11 protein-coding genes are annotated in these 15466 nt (G+C 46.4%); 9 read left to right on the top strand and 2 right to left on the bottom strand.

Features of this window, described 5'->3' with window-relative positions; all coding sequences use genetic code 11:
• Positions 1-35 precede the first annotated feature (35 nt).
• From H8B13_RS20165 to H8B13_RS20205, 9 genes are all read left to right on the top strand, one after another.
• Positions 36-989: a hypothetical protein gene (locus H8B13_RS20165; RefSeq protein ID WP_187312622.1), complete on the top strand. Its 954-nt coding sequence runs from the start codon at positions 36-38 to the stop codon at positions 987-989.
• 78 nt (positions 990-1067) lie between these two features.
• On the top strand, positions 1068-2198 hold the full coding sequence (locus tag H8B13_RS20170; RefSeq protein ID WP_187312623.1) for a glycosyltransferase: 1131 nt from the start codon (positions 1068-1070) through the stop codon (positions 2196-2198).
• Position 2199: 1 nt separating this feature from the next.
• A complete protein-coding gene (locus tag H8B13_RS20175; protein WP_187312624.1) occupies positions 2200-2793 on the top strand; it encodes an acyltransferase in 594 nt (197 codons plus the stop codon).
• A gap of 33 nt (positions 2794-2826) precedes the next feature.
• Positions 2827-4074 (top strand): glycosyltransferase family 4 protein, encoded by a 1248-nt coding sequence (locus H8B13_RS20180; protein ID WP_187312625.1) that lies wholly within the window; start codon positions 2827-2829, stop codon positions 4072-4074.
• Positions 4075-4168: 94 nt separating this feature from the next.
• Positions 4169-5542, top strand: a complete 1374-nt coding sequence (locus H8B13_RS20185; protein ID WP_315985174.1) for a hypothetical protein — start codon at positions 4169-4171, stop codon at positions 5540-5542.
• A 282-nt stretch (positions 5543-5824) separates the two neighbouring features.
• Positions 5825-6949 carry a glycosyltransferase gene (locus H8B13_RS20190; RefSeq protein ID WP_222841496.1) on the top strand — a complete coding sequence of 375 codons (1125 nt, stop codon included), beginning with the start codon at positions 5825-5827 and terminating at the stop codon, positions 6947-6949.
• A gap of 183 nt (positions 6950-7132) precedes the next feature.
• The gene (locus H8B13_RS20195; RefSeq protein ID WP_187312627.1) at positions 7133-8275 is read left to right on the top strand and encodes a glycosyltransferase family 4 protein; all 1143 of its coding nucleotides are present in this window, start codon (positions 7133-7135) and stop codon (positions 8273-8275) included.
• 118 nt (positions 8276-8393) lie between these two features.
• Positions 8394-10205 (top strand): asparagine synthase (glutamine-hydrolyzing), encoded by a 1812-nt coding sequence (asnB, locus tag H8B13_RS20200; protein WP_261990491.1) that lies wholly within the window; start codon positions 8394-8396, stop codon positions 10203-10205.
• An 82-nt stretch (positions 10206-10287) separates the two neighbouring features.
• On the top strand, positions 10288-11514 hold the full coding sequence (locus H8B13_RS20205) for a glycosyltransferase (RefSeq protein ID WP_410054440.1): 1227 nt from the start codon (positions 10288-10290) through the stop codon (positions 11512-11514).
• Positions 11515-12901: 1387 nt separating this feature from the next.
• Here H8B13_RS20205 and H8B13_RS20210 read toward each other — a convergent pair.
• Both H8B13_RS20210 and H8B13_RS20215 read right to left on the bottom strand, forming a co-directional pair.
• Positions 12902-14053 carry a glycosyltransferase family 4 protein gene (locus H8B13_RS20210; RefSeq protein WP_187312630.1) on the bottom strand — a complete coding sequence of 384 codons (1152 nt, stop codon included), beginning with the start codon at positions 14051-14053 and terminating at the stop codon, positions 12902-12904.
• 135 nt (positions 14054-14188) lie between these two features.
• Positions 14189-15466 (bottom strand): PKD domain-containing protein (locus tag H8B13_RS20215; protein WP_222841497.1); only part of this gene is annotated, 1278 nt, incomplete at its 5' end.

Raw genomic sequence — 15466 nt, forward strand, 5'->3', positions numbered from 1 at the left:
CAAAGCATCCTTCTTAGTTTTCCCATTTGATACACATGAAGTCCATTGTTTGTACCCTCTTCGAAGGAAACTATCATTACGGTTTAGCAGCACTAATTAATTCGCTCTATAATCAAGGTTACCGAGGAGAAGTGTATGCTGGTTACCGAGGACCGTTACCTTTTTGGGCGTCAAGCGCAGTAGCCAGCCCAGAACTCGCTTGGCCTGGCAGTTGCTCCTTGATAGTGGGAGCAGGGCTGAAACTTAACTTTCTTCCACTTAAGACTGATTACCACTTTACCAATTACAAGCCTGATTTCATGCTCAGTCTCTGGGATGGGCTTTCTAATCAAGCAGATGCGATCTTCTACTTCGATCCTGATATAGTGGTAATAACTCCCTGGCGACTTTTTGACGGTTGGGTCGGCTGCGGAGTTGCATTGTGTGAAGATGTTAACTCGCCAGTAGCCGAACATCATCCCACTCGCACTGCTTGGCGCCGTTATTTTGGTTCCAAAGGGTTTACATTGAGATTTAAAGAAGCGATGTATGTGAATGGCGGATTCGTGGGTGTTCAAAAACAAGACATTAGTTTCCTCACTACATGGCAAGCATTACAAGAAGCCATGGCTCCTGCTATTGGGGGCCTTAATCGTTCCACTTTTACGGGTATAGAATCTTTGCCATTTGCTCCTTTTAGCAAAACGGATCAGGATGCACTGAATGCAACAATAGAGGCCTGGGTGGGGAATGTAAGTCTTGTCGGCAAAGAAGGTATGGCATTTAAAGTGGGCGGCCGACTTATGTCGCACGCATTAGGAAAGTTAAAGCCCTGGACATACAAACCGTTAATCGGATCTTTCGCAGGCCAGTTGCCACGACTTGCCGATCGTGACTATTGGAGTTCTGCCAATGGCCCTATCTTATCGCAACCTGCAGCGCTAGTTTGGCGTCGGCAACTAGGTATAAAAGTAGCCGCTTTGATAGGTAGATTTTATCGACGGAATTGACCTATCTATTAAATAGGCTTTTAATATTAAAAGTTTTATTACGCATTTTCTTATTACAAAGAACATCAATACAGGCGAATGAAAATTGTTTTTCTCTGTGGCTGTTTGGAACCCGGACGTGACGGGGTAGGTGACTATGTACGCCGTCTAGCCGTGGAGGTGCAGCAACAAGGGCACCTGGTACAAGCAATTGCTTTGAAAGACTACTTCACTACTGCCGAGATTATAGAGAGTCAGCAAACACCGGCTGGTGATTTAATAACACTGCGACTGCCGGCTATAGAGGAGGCCGCCTTACGGTTTGAGCGCGCTAAGCAGTGGATTGACAACTTTAACCCGGACTGGCTTAGCCTGCAATTCGTGCCTTTTTCTTTTCATCCGAAAGGTCTTCCGTTTCAGTTAATAAAAAGACTAGTGCGCTTGGGGCAAGGCAGGGTATGGCACCTTATGATCCATGAATTATGGTTAGGAATGAAAAGTGAAGCCTCAGTTAAATACGTGTGGTGGGGGAAAGTTCAGCGCTACTTAATTAAGCTACTCATTGAGCGGCTTCAACCTAAAATAATTCATACGCAACTTCCGCTTTATCAGGCCCAACTTGTTAAACTGGGCTTTGACAGCTATCATCTGCCGCTTTTCTCGAACATATATAATGTTCAAGAAAACTATTCTTCAGATATGGTGGACTATACGTCTAATAAATATGCTAAAGGTATCAGCCTAATAGTCTTTGGAACTATACACCGAGGAGCCCCGATACACCATTTTGCACAGGATGCTGCTCTTTTTTCAAGAAAGAATGCAGTGCCTGTTACACTAAAAATAATTGGGCGCTGTGGCGATGAGCAACACCACTGGTGCGATGTCTGGAAAGCAGTGGGTCTACCTGTGGAGGTGTTAGGTGAACAATCTCCCAATGTTATTTCTAGGGTACTGCTAGAGTCCTCGCTCGGTATAGCAACTACGCCCGCCTTATTGCTAGGCAAAAGCGGTACCGCTGCTGCCATGCGAGAACACGGCTTACCCATTCTTTGTGTGTCTGGCCCGTGGCATCCAAGAGGGGTAAGTAGCTTGGTTAACACAAGGGGGGTACTTATTTACCAAGAAGGAAATTTTGAGACTTATCTCACAGAAAAACCCGATACGAAAATCATCAGGCTATCCGATGTAGCCAAACAATTAACCGAAAGCCTGCTGGCTAGCATGTAACATGGCGAGTTTAACTTATCTGTGGCAGCATCGCGCCAAGTTTGCTGTGGGTTCAAAGAAGTTTTATCGGGCGTGGGGCAAGCGTCTGTTATCCTACGCTGAACTAAGAAAACGTAACCGCAACCGGTTACGTTTGATCGCCGCAGGTGCACAAATTCACGAAACGGCAGAAATTGGTGAAGTGACTTTGGAGGGAAACAAAAGGTGCTTAACTATAGGAGATTTTACCTTTATTGGCAAGGTAACTATAGCTTTACACTGTGCAGTAAGGATCGGAAACCGAGTCTGCATCAACGACGGAGTTCAGATTCTCTCAGCGTCCCACGATGTTCTGGATCCGAAGTGGCGCCTTACTAAAGGCGAAATTGTGATTGAGGACTACGCGTGGATAGGAACAGGTGCGTTCATTCTGCCGGGCGTTTGCATTGGGCGAGGGGCCGTTGTTGGAGCGGGCGCAGTGGTAAGCAAATCCGTTGCGCCCGGTGCTATTGTAGTTGGTAATCCGGCCAAACCTATTTCCAAATCCAGATGCAAAACATTTGACTACAATCCTTGTGAATTTTTGGCTGCCAACCGAGCTTGGTTGCTAGGTTAGCCTTGTTCATTATATAAATCTTTAATCTCTATAATGAGCGTTGTATTCTCTCATCCAACCGGCAATGCCAATGTTCGCGCTGCCGCCAACGGACTCGCTGAAGCAAAGCTATTAGCAGAATTTCATACAACCATTGCGGTATTCCCGGGGGGATTGCTAGACCGATTAGGGGCACTAGGTCCATTGTCGGAATTCCGTCGACGCCGATTTGATTCTGCCCTACGTCGGTATACCAGTGTATGGCCTTGGTTTGAAACAGGAAGGCTAATCTCGTCCCGGACAAGCTTTCATCAACTTACTAAGCACGAAAAAGGTATTTTCAGCGTTGATGCCGTTTACCGCAACCTGGACAAACGCGTCGGCGATAGTATCCAACGCGCTTCCCGACGTGGAGCACAAGCGGTGTATGCGTACGAAGATGGGGCCGTTTCATCTTTTCGCCGGGCTAAGGGGCTTGGCTTGCAATGCTTCTACGATTTGCCTACGGGCTACTGGAGGGCCGCTCGGCGGCTGCTTTCGGGAGAGAAAGAGCGCTGGCCAGCATGGGCATCAACCATGACCGGGCTGAAGGATTCAGAAGCCAAGCTTTCTGCCAAAGACGAGGAATTAAGCCTGGCAAGTCGAATTTTTGTCGCTAGCACCTTCGTTGCTAATACCTTGAAAGAGTACCCGGGAGTGCTGCCGCCCATTGATATTATCCCTTACGGCTTTCCTCCTACTGGGTTGAAACGAGAATACACCATTAGAAAACAAGGGCAAAAAATCAAGCTTTTGTTTGTCGGGAAACTCACCCAGCAAAAAGGGATTGCTGACCTATTCGCCGCCGTCGATGGCCTTGACAACTGGGTTGAACTAACTTTAGTAGGCCACAAGGGTAGCAATGATTGCCCCGCGCTGGATGCTGCCTTGGCAAAGCACCGGTGGTATCCAACCCTGCCCCACGAAAGGGTGCTGCAGCTCATGCGGGCCCATGACGTACTGCTTTTTCCGTCTCTCTTCGACGGTTTTGGGCTGGTGTTGACAGAAGCAATGTCTCAGGGCACCCCCGTTATCACCACCGACCGCTCGGCCGGCCCCGACCTTATTACAAATGGTCAAGATGGCTGGCTCGTTGAGGCTGGCTCTCCCCCGGCGATTCAAAACGCTATTGAGCACTTGCTCTCCCACCCTGCCCTAGTTGCCAAAGTTGGCAACGAAGCGTGGGAAAAAGCGCGCAATCGGCCCTGGAAAATGTATAGCGAAGAGCTATCAGGTGCCATAAGCCGGCACCTGAATAAATAAGTTAATAATACATTCTTTATCATATAAAGCCATTTGCGCTACTTTAATTAAAATTAATAATTACAGTTGGTTTTAGCCTAAATAGATATTTGCCGTGGGTACTAACACACTTTCTCCTGTATTAGCAAGCAATGAGCACAGTATACGAAACGGGCATTATACTGATCCCAACAAATCCCTCAAGCTGGGTATATGGCTGTATTTTATCCTGTTGATTTTTGAAGGTGCCCTTCGCAAATGGATATTTCCGGGGTTAGCAAATCCTTTGCTTATTATTCGAGACCCCATTGCGCTCTGGCTAGTAGGAACTGCCTGGCGCAGGGGTTTGCTTCCTCAGAATTTCTTTTTGAGCGGTATGGTTTTAGTTGGGGTTACGGGGATATACACGGCTGTTTTAGCAGGCCATGGCAATTTGTATGTAGCTCTCTTTGGAGCACGAGCGCTTCTGATTCACTTCCCTCTAATATTTGTAATAGGGAGCATATTCGCCTATGAAGACGTATTGAAACTTGGTCGAGCACTTCTTTGGCTTGTTCCACCAATGACTATTCTTATAGCGTTGCAATTCTATAGCCCCCAATCTGCTTTAGTTAATAGAGGGGTAGGTGGCGACTTAGCCGGAGCTGGTTTTGGTGGTGCCTTAGGCTATTTCCGCCCGCCGGGCACCTTCTCTTTTACTAATGGCACCACTTTGTTTTATCAACTTGCAGCCACCTTTATTCTTTTCTTCTTAGTACACCCAACTCGAGTAAATCGCTTGGCACTTGTAAGTGCCACTATAGGCCTTCTGGCAGCTATTCCTTTATCAATTAGTCGTGCACTATTTTTTCAGGTAGTTGTAAGCGTCATATTTCTGCTTTTTGCGATGACGCGTAACCCTAAGTTTATATTACGCATACTTGGGGCAGTTGTAATATCTGTGCTTATCATAGCCGTATTAAGTGAGCTTAGTTTCTTTCAGACTTCGATTGAAGTATTTATGGCTCGCTTTACCGAGGCAAATGAGCAGGAGGGGGGCTTGGTGGATGGGGTACTAGGTGAACGTTATTTGGGGTGGATGGCAGCCGCTTTATTTAGCTCATTTGATGTGCCATTACTGGGCAACGGCTTAGGTATTGCGACGAATGTGGCGGTCGCGGTCCTGACCGACCCCATCATGCAGGCTAAAGTCAGAGGTATACCTGATGAGGAATGGGGCCGCACGATTTCTGAATTAGGTCCTATATTAGGATTATTGGTAATATTTCTTCGCCTTGGGCTGACCTTCAAAATTGCCTTGGCCTGCTTTCGCAGGCTTGCAGTTAAAGACCTGCTACCTTGGATGTTATTGAGTTTTGGTTCCTTATCGCTCCTGCAGGCTCAATGGGCTCAGCCGACATCTTTGGGTTTTTGCACTCTTATTGGGGGACTCATGATAGCATCACTCAGTCCTCCCTTGCCACTAAAAGGCGCGTTAATTATTGAATAAGTTACTGAACTAACGAGTATTGAGGTGTTAAGAGCTTAAGTTGCGTAAACCTACTTTCCCAGATGTTGTTGAGCTTGGGCCTGTTATTCGTTTCTCAGAGTGGATAGTCGCAGCCGACTTCTTTAGGTTTTAGCGCCTTATTTGACGTCCTAGTGGTGGTTTCAATGCGAAGACCTAGTAGACAACAATAAGTCTGTAGATATTATGAAAAATTGGACGCTACAAGAGTAGGTTGTGAAAATAGTTTTCCTCACACACCCAACATTTCTTGGTCACCAAAGCATGCCCCGCTTTGCCCACATGTTAGCCCAAGGCATGAGCTCCCGGGGACATGACATAGAAACATGGTCACCAGGCCCTCGATTTAGTCGTCTTCCGGCACCAAAACCGGCTCAAAAGTGGCTTGGGTATATTGATCAGTATATTGTTTTTCCAAACGAAATGCGGCAACGCATACAGTTGTCCTCCGGTAGCACGCTTTTTGTTTTCACGGACCACGCCTTGGGCCCTTGGGTACCACTAGTGGCAAATAGACCACATGTTATTCATTGCCATGACTTCTTAGCACAGCGGTCAGCATTAGGCGAAATTCCTGAAAACCCAACCAGTTGGACGGGACGTTGCTACCAGGCTTATATCCGCCGTGGGTACTCACGGGGCAAGCATTTTATCTCCGTTTCTCAAAATACTCGGCGGGACTTACATCGCTTTCTTCCAGCCCCGCCACTTTACTCTGAGGTAGTATACAACGGCCTGAATCAACAGTTCACCGTCCAAGATGTGTCTAAGGCTAAAAAAGCCTTAAGCGACGCTACGGGGCTTGATTTGAGAGCGGGCTCCTTACTACACGTAGGGGGCAATCAGTGGTATAAAAACCGAGTTGGTATTTTAGCGCTGTATGAGGCCTGGCGCAACCTGGGGGGTCTGAAGTTGCCTTTACTTCTAATTGGCAAGGCGCCTCACGAAGAATTAATAGAAAAATGGAGTAGCTCAGCTTACAAAAATTCTATTCACTGGCGTATAGGCATGGCCGATGAACTAGTTCGAAAGGCTTATGCCAGCGCAACGGCTTTGCTTTTTCCGTCCTTCGCGGAAGGCTTTAGCTGGCCTGTTGCCGAGGCAATGGCCTCGGGCTGCCCGTTAATTACCACTGGGGAGAGTCCCATGACCGAAGTGGGCGGTGATGCTGCCTTCTACCTTTCACGGTGTCCAACTCAAAGCACTACGAGTGCCTGGGCAAGGAGTGGGGCACAGGTTATTGAGCGAGTAGTAAATCTATCGCAGCCTGAGCGTGCCGCAGTTGTGAAAGCTGGATTAGCTAATGCGGATAGGTTTAATACGGATACGGCATTGAATCAAATAGAGGCCATTTATCAGACTGTGCTGGAAACATTTTGGAGGGCATGAAGCTACTTTACGTTATCGCTAGCATGCCTCCCAAGCAAGGTGGTGGATACCAAGCTGTGCGTACCATCGTTGCGGACTCAGCCCACCGAAGCGTCCAGGATAAAGTTGTAAGCTTAGGTGCCCCAACTGTTTCCTGGGTTCAGACAGAAACTACTGTGACCTATTACTAAGTAACCCAGCCTAATGAAAATTATACTAATTGGCAATTACTCTCTGGATCGGCTAGAAAGCATGGATCGGTTTGCGCAAATGCTCGCTAGTGGTTTTCGCCAAGCTGGGATTACTACGGAAATTTGGCGTCCAGTGCCAGTTTTTGCAGCTGGAAGACTTTCTACAACTACAGGGTATCGTAAGTGGCTTGGCTATCTTGATAAATGGCTTGTGTTTCCTGTAATTTTATGTTGGCGGTTACGTGGAAAAGCAATAGCCAAAGCTGACGTATATTTTCATATCTGCGACCATGCCAACGCACCATACCTTCAGTATTTGGACCGTAAGCGCACGGCCATCACTTGTCATGATGTTTTGGCTATCCGTAGCAGTTTAGGATATACGGGTACTCACGTCTCAACGTCTTTCTTCGGCAATTTTCTGCAGAAATACATATTCCACTATTTGAGCCGAGCCCAGCGTCTTGCCTCTGTTTCTAAGTTTACTCTTCAACAGTTAACAACTTTAGGTGCTCCTCGTTATCCCGACCACTCAACTAATTGGCAGGTTATACCGAACGCGTTCAATGCTGATTTTACGCCCCTGCCTTTAAAAGAATGTAACGTTTTATTAACCCAGGCCGGTGTAACATCCTCGACCCCTTTCATTCTCCACGTTGGCTCAAATGAACCGCGCAAAAACCGAACTTTACTTTTAGACATGGTCCATATCCTTGGTAATCGATGGACAGGCAATATTTGCTTCGCTGGCGAAACTCCCGACCACGAGCTGTTGTCTCGTATCGATTCACTGGGTTTACACGAACGAATTCTGTGTGTCGTGAAGCCGGAGCATGCTGTGCTTGTGGCCCTCTACAGTGCTTGCGAAGCTTTCGTCTTTCCTTCTTACGCTGAAGGCTTTGGCTGGCCGGTTATTGAGGCCCAGGCCTGCGGAGCACCTGTGATTGCGAGCGATATAGAACCCATGCCCGAAGTAAGCGGGGGGGCAGCTATACACGCGGATCCTTCTGATCCGGAGGCATTTGCAGAAGCTCTACTCTCGCTTCAGCAGCCCGATAAACGAGCAGAGTTGGTGCAACAGGGATTTATAAATTGCCGCCGTTTTAGACTAAATAACATAATTCAAATGTATCTTGATTTATTCGAGTTAGATTAATACTGATACTTGGTATGTAGTACCAGCAAACTAATTATTGTAGCTTTATAATAAAATCCTGTAAGTTGGAATACAGTTTTGATCAAACTTTTATTGAGAATTTTATTCTGAATTAACAATGTGTGGAATAGTTGGACAGGTGTGTTTTAACAAGCAGAGGGTGGCTCTCCCTCAACTTAATTTACTTCATCACCGAGGGCCTGATGGCAGTGGGGAATGGACTAACAAAAATGGCAGTATTTATTTAGGCCACACAAGATTAGCAATTTTAGAGCCCACCCCGGCAGGAAAACAGCCCATGGTGAATGCTTCAAAACGCTACACCATTACGTTTAATGGCGAAATATATAATCATCTGCAGTTACGCAGTTTGCTGCCTGGCATAAATTGGCGCGGTAATTCAGATACAGAGACATTAGTTGAACTGATGGCTGCAAAGGGGCTGGCGGGATTAGGTACTCTAAAAGGCATGTTCGCTTTTGCGCTACATGACAGCGAAGATGACTCGGTTCTATTAGTACGCGACCGTATGGGCATTAAGCCCTTATGGTATCGGTGCCAGGATACTTCCATACAATTTTCGTCCGAAATACGAGTACTGCTAGAGGCAGAGAAAACGCAACTTACGGACGCTGCGCTAAGTGAATACATAAGTTTCGGCAGGCTACCTGAATCAGGAGAAATCGTCGCGGGTGTTCAACCTGTTTCTCCTGGTAGTTGGATTAAAATCAAAGGAGGCGAAGGCACTTGCGCACATGACCGTATCGCCAAAGGTACTTGGTGGCCGGAAGCAGCTGACTTCAAACCTAAACTCAAAAATCGGCAGGAATGGGTAGCGGAAGTTAATAAGCTGGTTAGTACGGCCGTTGAAGAGCATCTCATTTCTGATGTGGGGGTTGGAGCCTTTTTGAGCGGTGGCATTGACTCCAGTATTGTAACCCTGATTGCAGGCAAACTTTTAGGTCGTAGGCTGCAAACCTTTACCATTGGATTCCCGCAGAAAACTTTTGATGAGCGTTCCATTGCCCGAGTAGTAGCTAAGAAAGCTGGCTCTGAGCATACCGAATTGGAAATCCAGCCTGAAGCGTGTTTAACCTGGGTCAAGGAAGCCGTAGTTAGTCTTGATTTGCCTTCCGTTGACGCAATCAATACCTATATCGTGTCGAAAGCAGTAAGGGATTGTGGATTAAAGGTTGCCTTATCAGGGCTGGGAGGAGACGAACTGTTCGGCGGCTATCCAAGCTTTCGTAGCGTTCCGTGGCTTCGTTTGCTCGATGTTGCCCCGTCTATCAGCCGGCAATTGATCCGTGCTTTACCGCGGAGTATAAAGCAAAAACTGGGGGGTATACCTGACTTTTCAACGCCTAATTTAACCAGTGCTCGGCGCCGTTTTACTTCGGTGAGCAGCCTTAAGCAAATGGGGCTTACTAGCGGAGTTCCAATTATCCCGCCCCCCCCATTCCATTTAGATACGATGGGGAAGATATCCTGGGCAGAGATCTACGGCTACATGGTTCCCATGCTACTCCGGGATAGTGACCAGATGAGTATGGCAGTAGGCCTTGAAATCCGGGTTCCTTTCTTGGACCATTGTTTGGTAGAAGCCGTCTTAGGTTGCCCTCAAAAGTATAAAGCCGGGCCGGGTATAAAGCCTTTACTCGTTGAAGCATTTCGCTCAGAATTGCCGCAGGAGGTATACAATCGACCTAAACAAGGGTTCGCCTTGCCAATGGATGAATGGCTGCGGGGACCATTATCTGATTTCCTAAACGAGGGTATAACAGCCGCCGCGGATTCGCTCTCGCTCTCGGAGCCTTTACAACTACTTGAAAGCTTTCACAAAGGCCATCTACACTGGGCCAGGGTGTGGAATTGGAGCGTACTAGGGCACTGGTTAGGTCGAAAATCAAATGCTGCCGGCCCCCTTTAGTCGACTGATATTGAATTAAACCGAGTTTATGTAAACTCCTTTATAACTGACCAATTTGAACGTACTAAGAGTTATCGCTAGTATGGATCCTGCTCACGGAGGTCCTAGTCAAGGTATCCGAAACTCTATTCCTGAGCTGAGAAAACTATTTGTTAACACCGAAGTGGTCTGCCTAGACGACCCCTCAGCTCCTTTTGTGGGTAACGATAATTTTATAGTCCATGCTCTCGGCCCCGGAAAAGGTCCGTGGCACTATAGCCCGACACTTGTTCCCTGGCTCTTGGCTAATTTAGGTCGTTTTGATATAGTAATTGTGCATGGACTCTGGCTATACCATAGTTACGCAGTTCCTAAGGCCTTAAATATTCATAAAACCCGTCTTCGGCTTAATTCGGAGAAAGAAGCTCCCAAGCTCTTTATCATGCCTCACGGCATGCTGGATCCCTACTTCCAAAAAGCATCCAGCCGAAGATTGAAGGCTTTACGAAATTGGGTTTATTGGAAACTAATAGAACGTAAGACTATTAATGAGTCGGATGGTGTACTATTCACCTGCCAAGAAGAGCTTCAATTGGCTCGCTTATCCTTCTGGCCTTATAAGCCTAAGAGAGAAATAAACATAAGCTATGGGATAGCCCAACCACCCCCCTTTGTACCAGCTCTTACCAATGCCTTTTTGGAGCGCTGCCCAGAAGTCAAGAGCCGCCCTTACATTCTTTTTCTTAGCCGAATAAATGAAAAAAAAGGCGTTGACTTATTAATTACAGCTTATGGTGAGGCACTCACTAGAAGACTGGAAAAGAGGGAATGGTTGGATAATAAAGAGAATAGAAACCCTGAACAACACCTTTGCCTTTTCTCGGAATTGCCCGCTTTAGTGATTGCGGGACCAGGCCTTGAAAGCCCTTATGGCCACGCTATGCGTCAACTAGCTGCTACGATACCTGTACCTACTATTTTCTTTCCCGGAATGCTTACTGGAGACGCTAAGTGGGGGGCCTTTTACGGGTGCGAGGCCTTTATCCTACCGAGTCATCAAGAAAACTTTGGTATAGCTGTCGTTGAAGCACTAGCTTGCAGTAAGCCTGTATTGATTTCCAACCAAGTCAATATCTGGCGAGAAATTGAAGCAGCAGGTGCTGGTCTAGTAGCAGATGATACCTTGGAAGGAACACGCTCTCTGCTGGAGAATTGGTGTGAATTAACTGAATCAGAGAAAGGCGTAATGGAAAAACGATGCCTACTAACTTATCGTAATCATTTCGCTGTAGAACAAGCAGCGGTAAAAATGAGGGAAGCACTACATTAAATAATCGTCTTTGTTAACTATGAATTTATTTAAATAAAAACGCCGTGCTATTTGAGGGTGCCTGAGACATAAAGTCATAATATTAGGTTCTACAACATATATTGTATCATTATCAAGTAATATAGCCTATTCGCTTTGAGTGAATTTATTGCTTATAAAAGAGCACTATTACGTTTACTTAGGGAAGCTTTTACGCCTCTCCACCTGCTTTGTTCAGGCAACTCCTTGCTTCACTTTTGAAATGTCAAATAATTTAGCGGTTGCAAGAGTAGAGCCAGTAGCCACCATCATAGACATTAGAAAGGCCGCAAACGGGGCCACTACTCGACGCGGCAACTAAAAGCGAGTACCTCAGCCTATTTGCCAAAGACGCGCTGCTAAAAGCTCTTTCGCGCTGTCTCGGCTAACCGAGAAGCAAGGCCTTGGATCATTTGCATCAACTGCTCTGCCTGCACTAGCAAGAAGTTACGAGAAGTAAATGGCAGCTACGACTGTCATTCTCTAGAAAGCAGCACCTTTAGAACCGATAACGGCTTTTGCGTGAAGCACCGCGTTTGGCTAAACGAAAAAAACTCACTGATGCCCTCACGGGCGTCACACTGGTTTGTAAAGGCAGTTTCCGTCCACACCCATATAGTGGCCGTTACAGAACACGCTGTTGTATTCGACAATACGCGAACATTTAGCTTCTCCAAGTGAGTAGGTTATGTCCTAAGTGTCGGTATCCATACAGGAAAGCTAGAGTGGGTACCTAAGCGGCCGTCTATGCATCCAGGCGCGCCCAAACTTACCTAAGGGCCAACCACGAACACCGGCACTACGCTAAAGTCAGTCAGTCGTCCACAGAAACGTACCTGAAGCGAGTCAGTCGAGTAGTAACTTGGCGCATTCCGCACTAGGTCCTGCCAGACTACAGGTGGTAGTTGGGCGGCTCGACGTCGTCGCACTCGCTACCGTAGGGCCCAAGGCACTAGTGCCGTAACTAAGATGCCAAAAATCTGAGCGCGTCGTTTCGTAGAGCGGAGGATGGTGGGCGAAATGTTGTAGATCTAAAAGGGTCTATTACGAAACAAAATTTTAGGGGCAAGGGGGAGTCCAAATCCTCTTGCTCTCGTCTGGGTTCTATCCCTTAACATAGTCCTCTTTATATCCCAGCCCTCGGCACAGGTACGATTTTAACCTCTACGGCCCGATTTTGGTGCTTTTTGGGCGGGGGCTCCCGCTGTAGGGTTAAATATTGCATAAGTAAAAAGGCATGTTTTTCCTCAACGCCTTATAACTAGGGATGCTTCCGCCTAAGATTAGCGTAAGCTGTATACTAAGACTTAACGTAATATAATCGCAGAAGACGAGTATTATTACCACATTTTACTGAATACTCATATTGCTATCTGCTAATAACTTTATAACATAATTCTTCAAGCTTTTTGGTGAAAACACCATAATTTAATCGCTCTTCAAATTCTCTTCTTGCCGTAAGTGACAATAGACGGTATACTTCTTTGTTTTCCCATATAGCCAGCCATCTTTTTGCGAAATCTTTTATTGTTTCTGTCGGCCCAAGTAATAAACCATTTTTATATTCTTTAATTGCTTCTGATACCCCTCCTGTATCCCTACCCAATGCTGGTAGCCCGTATGCATTAGCCTCGCAATAGACACATCCATAACATTCTGCTATCGATGGCAATAATAAAGCATGAGATTCTGCCAAGAGCTTCTCTAATAAGTAGTTTTCTTCTAAATTACTTTTATCATAAAATCCTTTTACCAAAACATACTGGACATCCTGTTGCTTAATAATGGGTTCGCATCCTACTGCTATTAATTTGCTATTGATACCATTGCTATTTAGTATCTTAACAAAATTTAAGGCGTCTTCCCAACCTTTACGCTTCCAATCAGCTCCTAAGAACAAAAAATTAAGAGTTTCATTTTTAACCCTATTATCAATATATTCAAGAACCTTGGCTTTTTCAGGAGGGGTAGAAAGGTTAGCTCCGAAGGGTATAGTTACTACTTTATCAGTATCTATTTGATAATCCCTAATAGCGCTGTTGCTAGCCCAAGTCGCAGAAAAGACGGCTGATGAACATTTATTAAGTGCTAATTGATACATTCTACTACCGTTTTTGATACTACGTTTTGTAAGGTTTGTAAATGATGGGTAGTAATCAATTAGAGAAGCAAATGTCGTGTCGTGTATAATGATAGCAGGATTATTGAACGTTGTATAAGCTAAAAAATCACCATGAATAACTAAAACTACGTCCGGTTTAATTTCTTCTACTTCTGCATCAAATTGTTGTGCAATTTTTTTTAATAAATAGGGTTCAACAGCAGACAAAAACCATTTTTTTTGAATTTTAAAATAAAAGCGCCTATACCAATTATAATACCATGGCTCAATCACATCTTTTAAATTAATGCAGCTAATTTCGTGACCCTCTTTTTTTAAATAGTAAATTATATGATAAGGTATGCTTGACCATGTAGATATAGAAGAAGGATCACCTTTGGATGCTATTGCAATTTTCATAATTACACAACTTATTACTATGGAGATATAATGTAACTATATTTTATCGTGATCAAGCTGCTTAAACAGGAACTCGGCGGAAGCACCAATCTTATTTGATACCTCCGCCGAGTTCCTGTTTTGAGTAGTTTGAAACTATTTGCGAATTAATCGAAGGTTCGTCTGAGCCCTAGCCCCTTTTAAGTGTAGATAGTATTCTCCAACTGTAACCATCTGTTGCGAGAGATTGAGTTTTAGTAACGAAGTAGACGCGGGTAAACTAAACTTGCCACTGCTCATTTTCGCCCCTACGGATGACACTAGGGTATAAGTCATCTCCCCTTGGAATGCTGCTGGTAACTCTATAATAAAATGCCCATCGGGTGAGGGATTCGGATACACCTTGGTTAGCGTGGCTGCGAAACTCAATTCTTCTTCCTTGAGCGTAGAGGGGGTACTGGAAGCTATAAGGGCTGAGGACGTTTGATTAGTGACAGTGAAACTTAGAGAAAGTGAAGTGCCGGCTGTACCAGCACCACCCGCTTGGGTATAAGGTGTAGCCTGAAGCGAGTAGCTGCCTAGAGGTGGAGTCCATGTGTAATAATCATTGCCATTATTACCAAAAAGAGCATAAGGCGCACTTGTTTCCGTCTGATTTCTAGTTACCATTCCGCTCAAGGTAAACACAACGCTACCTACTATGGTAGGATTAGTATTGGCCCGTACGTTTAAGTTCTTAGTAGGCAGCGTGGCTAAATTAAGAACATCCCCAGCAACTAAGTCGCGTATAGGTTGGTCTGTATCCGCATTTATAAGTGTGAGGCTAATCACTTGCTGACCCAATGGCGTGGTCGCGGGATTAACCGTCACCGTGACCGGGTCAGCGGCACTAGCCAGCCCTTGGTTATCGGTCACCACTAAGGCAAAGGTGTAGCTGCCGGCCACCAGGCTGCTGGCCGTCAAGTTGGCTGTTGTGGCGTTGGTGAGCGTGGCCGTACTTGGCCCGCTGACCTGGCTCCAGCTGTGGCCGGCGATGGTGCCATCGGTATCCGTGCCCGTGCCGTTGAAGACCACACTGTTGGTGGGCAGGGTGATAGCCTTATCCGCGCCCGCATTGGCCACCGGGGCCTGGTTGCCGGGGCTAGCTGGGTTCACGATCACCGTGACCGGGTCAGCGGCACTAGCCAGCCCTTGGTTATCGGTCACCACTAAGGCAAAGGTGTAGCTGCCGGCCACCAGGCTGCTGGCCGTCAAGTTGGCTGTTGTGGCGTTGGTGAGCGTGGCCGTACTTGGCCCGCTGACCTGGCTCCAGCTGTGGCCGGCGATGGTGCCATCGGTATCCGTGCCCGTGCCGTTGAAGACCACACTGTTGGTGGGCAGGGTGATAGCCTTATCCGCGCCCGCATTGGCCACCGGGGCCTGGTTGCCGGGGCT

The sequence above is a fragment of the Hymenobacter sp. BT188 genome (genome assembly GCF_014333585.1).
In the GTDB taxonomy this organism is placed as follows: domain Bacteria; phylum Bacteroidota; class Bacteroidia; order Cytophagales; family Hymenobacteraceae; genus Hymenobacter.

What these genes read in the sequence shown, in the direction of transcription:
- H8B13_RS20170 (WP_187312623.1), top strand. Translation starts at nt 1,068, where the DNA reads ATGAAAATTGTTTTTCTCTGTGGCTGTTTGGAACCCGGACGTGACGGG.
- asnB (WP_261990491.1), top strand. Translation starts at nt 8,394, where the DNA reads ATGTGTGGAATAGTTGGACAGGTGTGTTTTAACAAGCAGAGGGTGGCT.
- H8B13_RS20175 (WP_187312624.1), top strand. Translation starts at nt 2,200, where the DNA reads ATGGCGAGTTTAACTTATCTGTGGCAGCATCGCGCCAAGTTTGCTGTG.
- H8B13_RS20195 (WP_187312627.1), top strand. Translation starts at nt 7,133, where the DNA reads ATGAAAATTATACTAATTGGCAATTACTCTCTGGATCGGCTAGAAAGC.
- H8B13_RS20205 (WP_410054440.1), top strand. Translation starts at nt 10,288, where the DNA reads ATGGATCCTGCTCACGGAGGTCCTAGTCAAGGTATCCGAAACTCTATT.
- H8B13_RS20210 (WP_187312630.1), bottom strand. Translation starts at nt 14,053, where the DNA reads ATGAAAATTGCAATAGCATCCAAAGGTGATCCTTCTTCTATATCTACA.
- H8B13_RS20165 (WP_187312622.1), top strand. Translation starts at nt 36, where the DNA reads ATGAAGTCCATTGTTTGTACCCTCTTCGAAGGAAACTATCATTACGGT.
- H8B13_RS20180 (WP_187312625.1), top strand. Translation starts at nt 2,827, where the DNA reads ATGAGCGTTGTATTCTCTCATCCAACCGGCAATGCCAATGTTCGCGCT.
- H8B13_RS20190 (WP_222841496.1), top strand. Translation starts at nt 5,825, where the DNA reads ATGCCCCGCTTTGCCCACATGTTAGCCCAAGGCATGAGCTCCCGGGGA.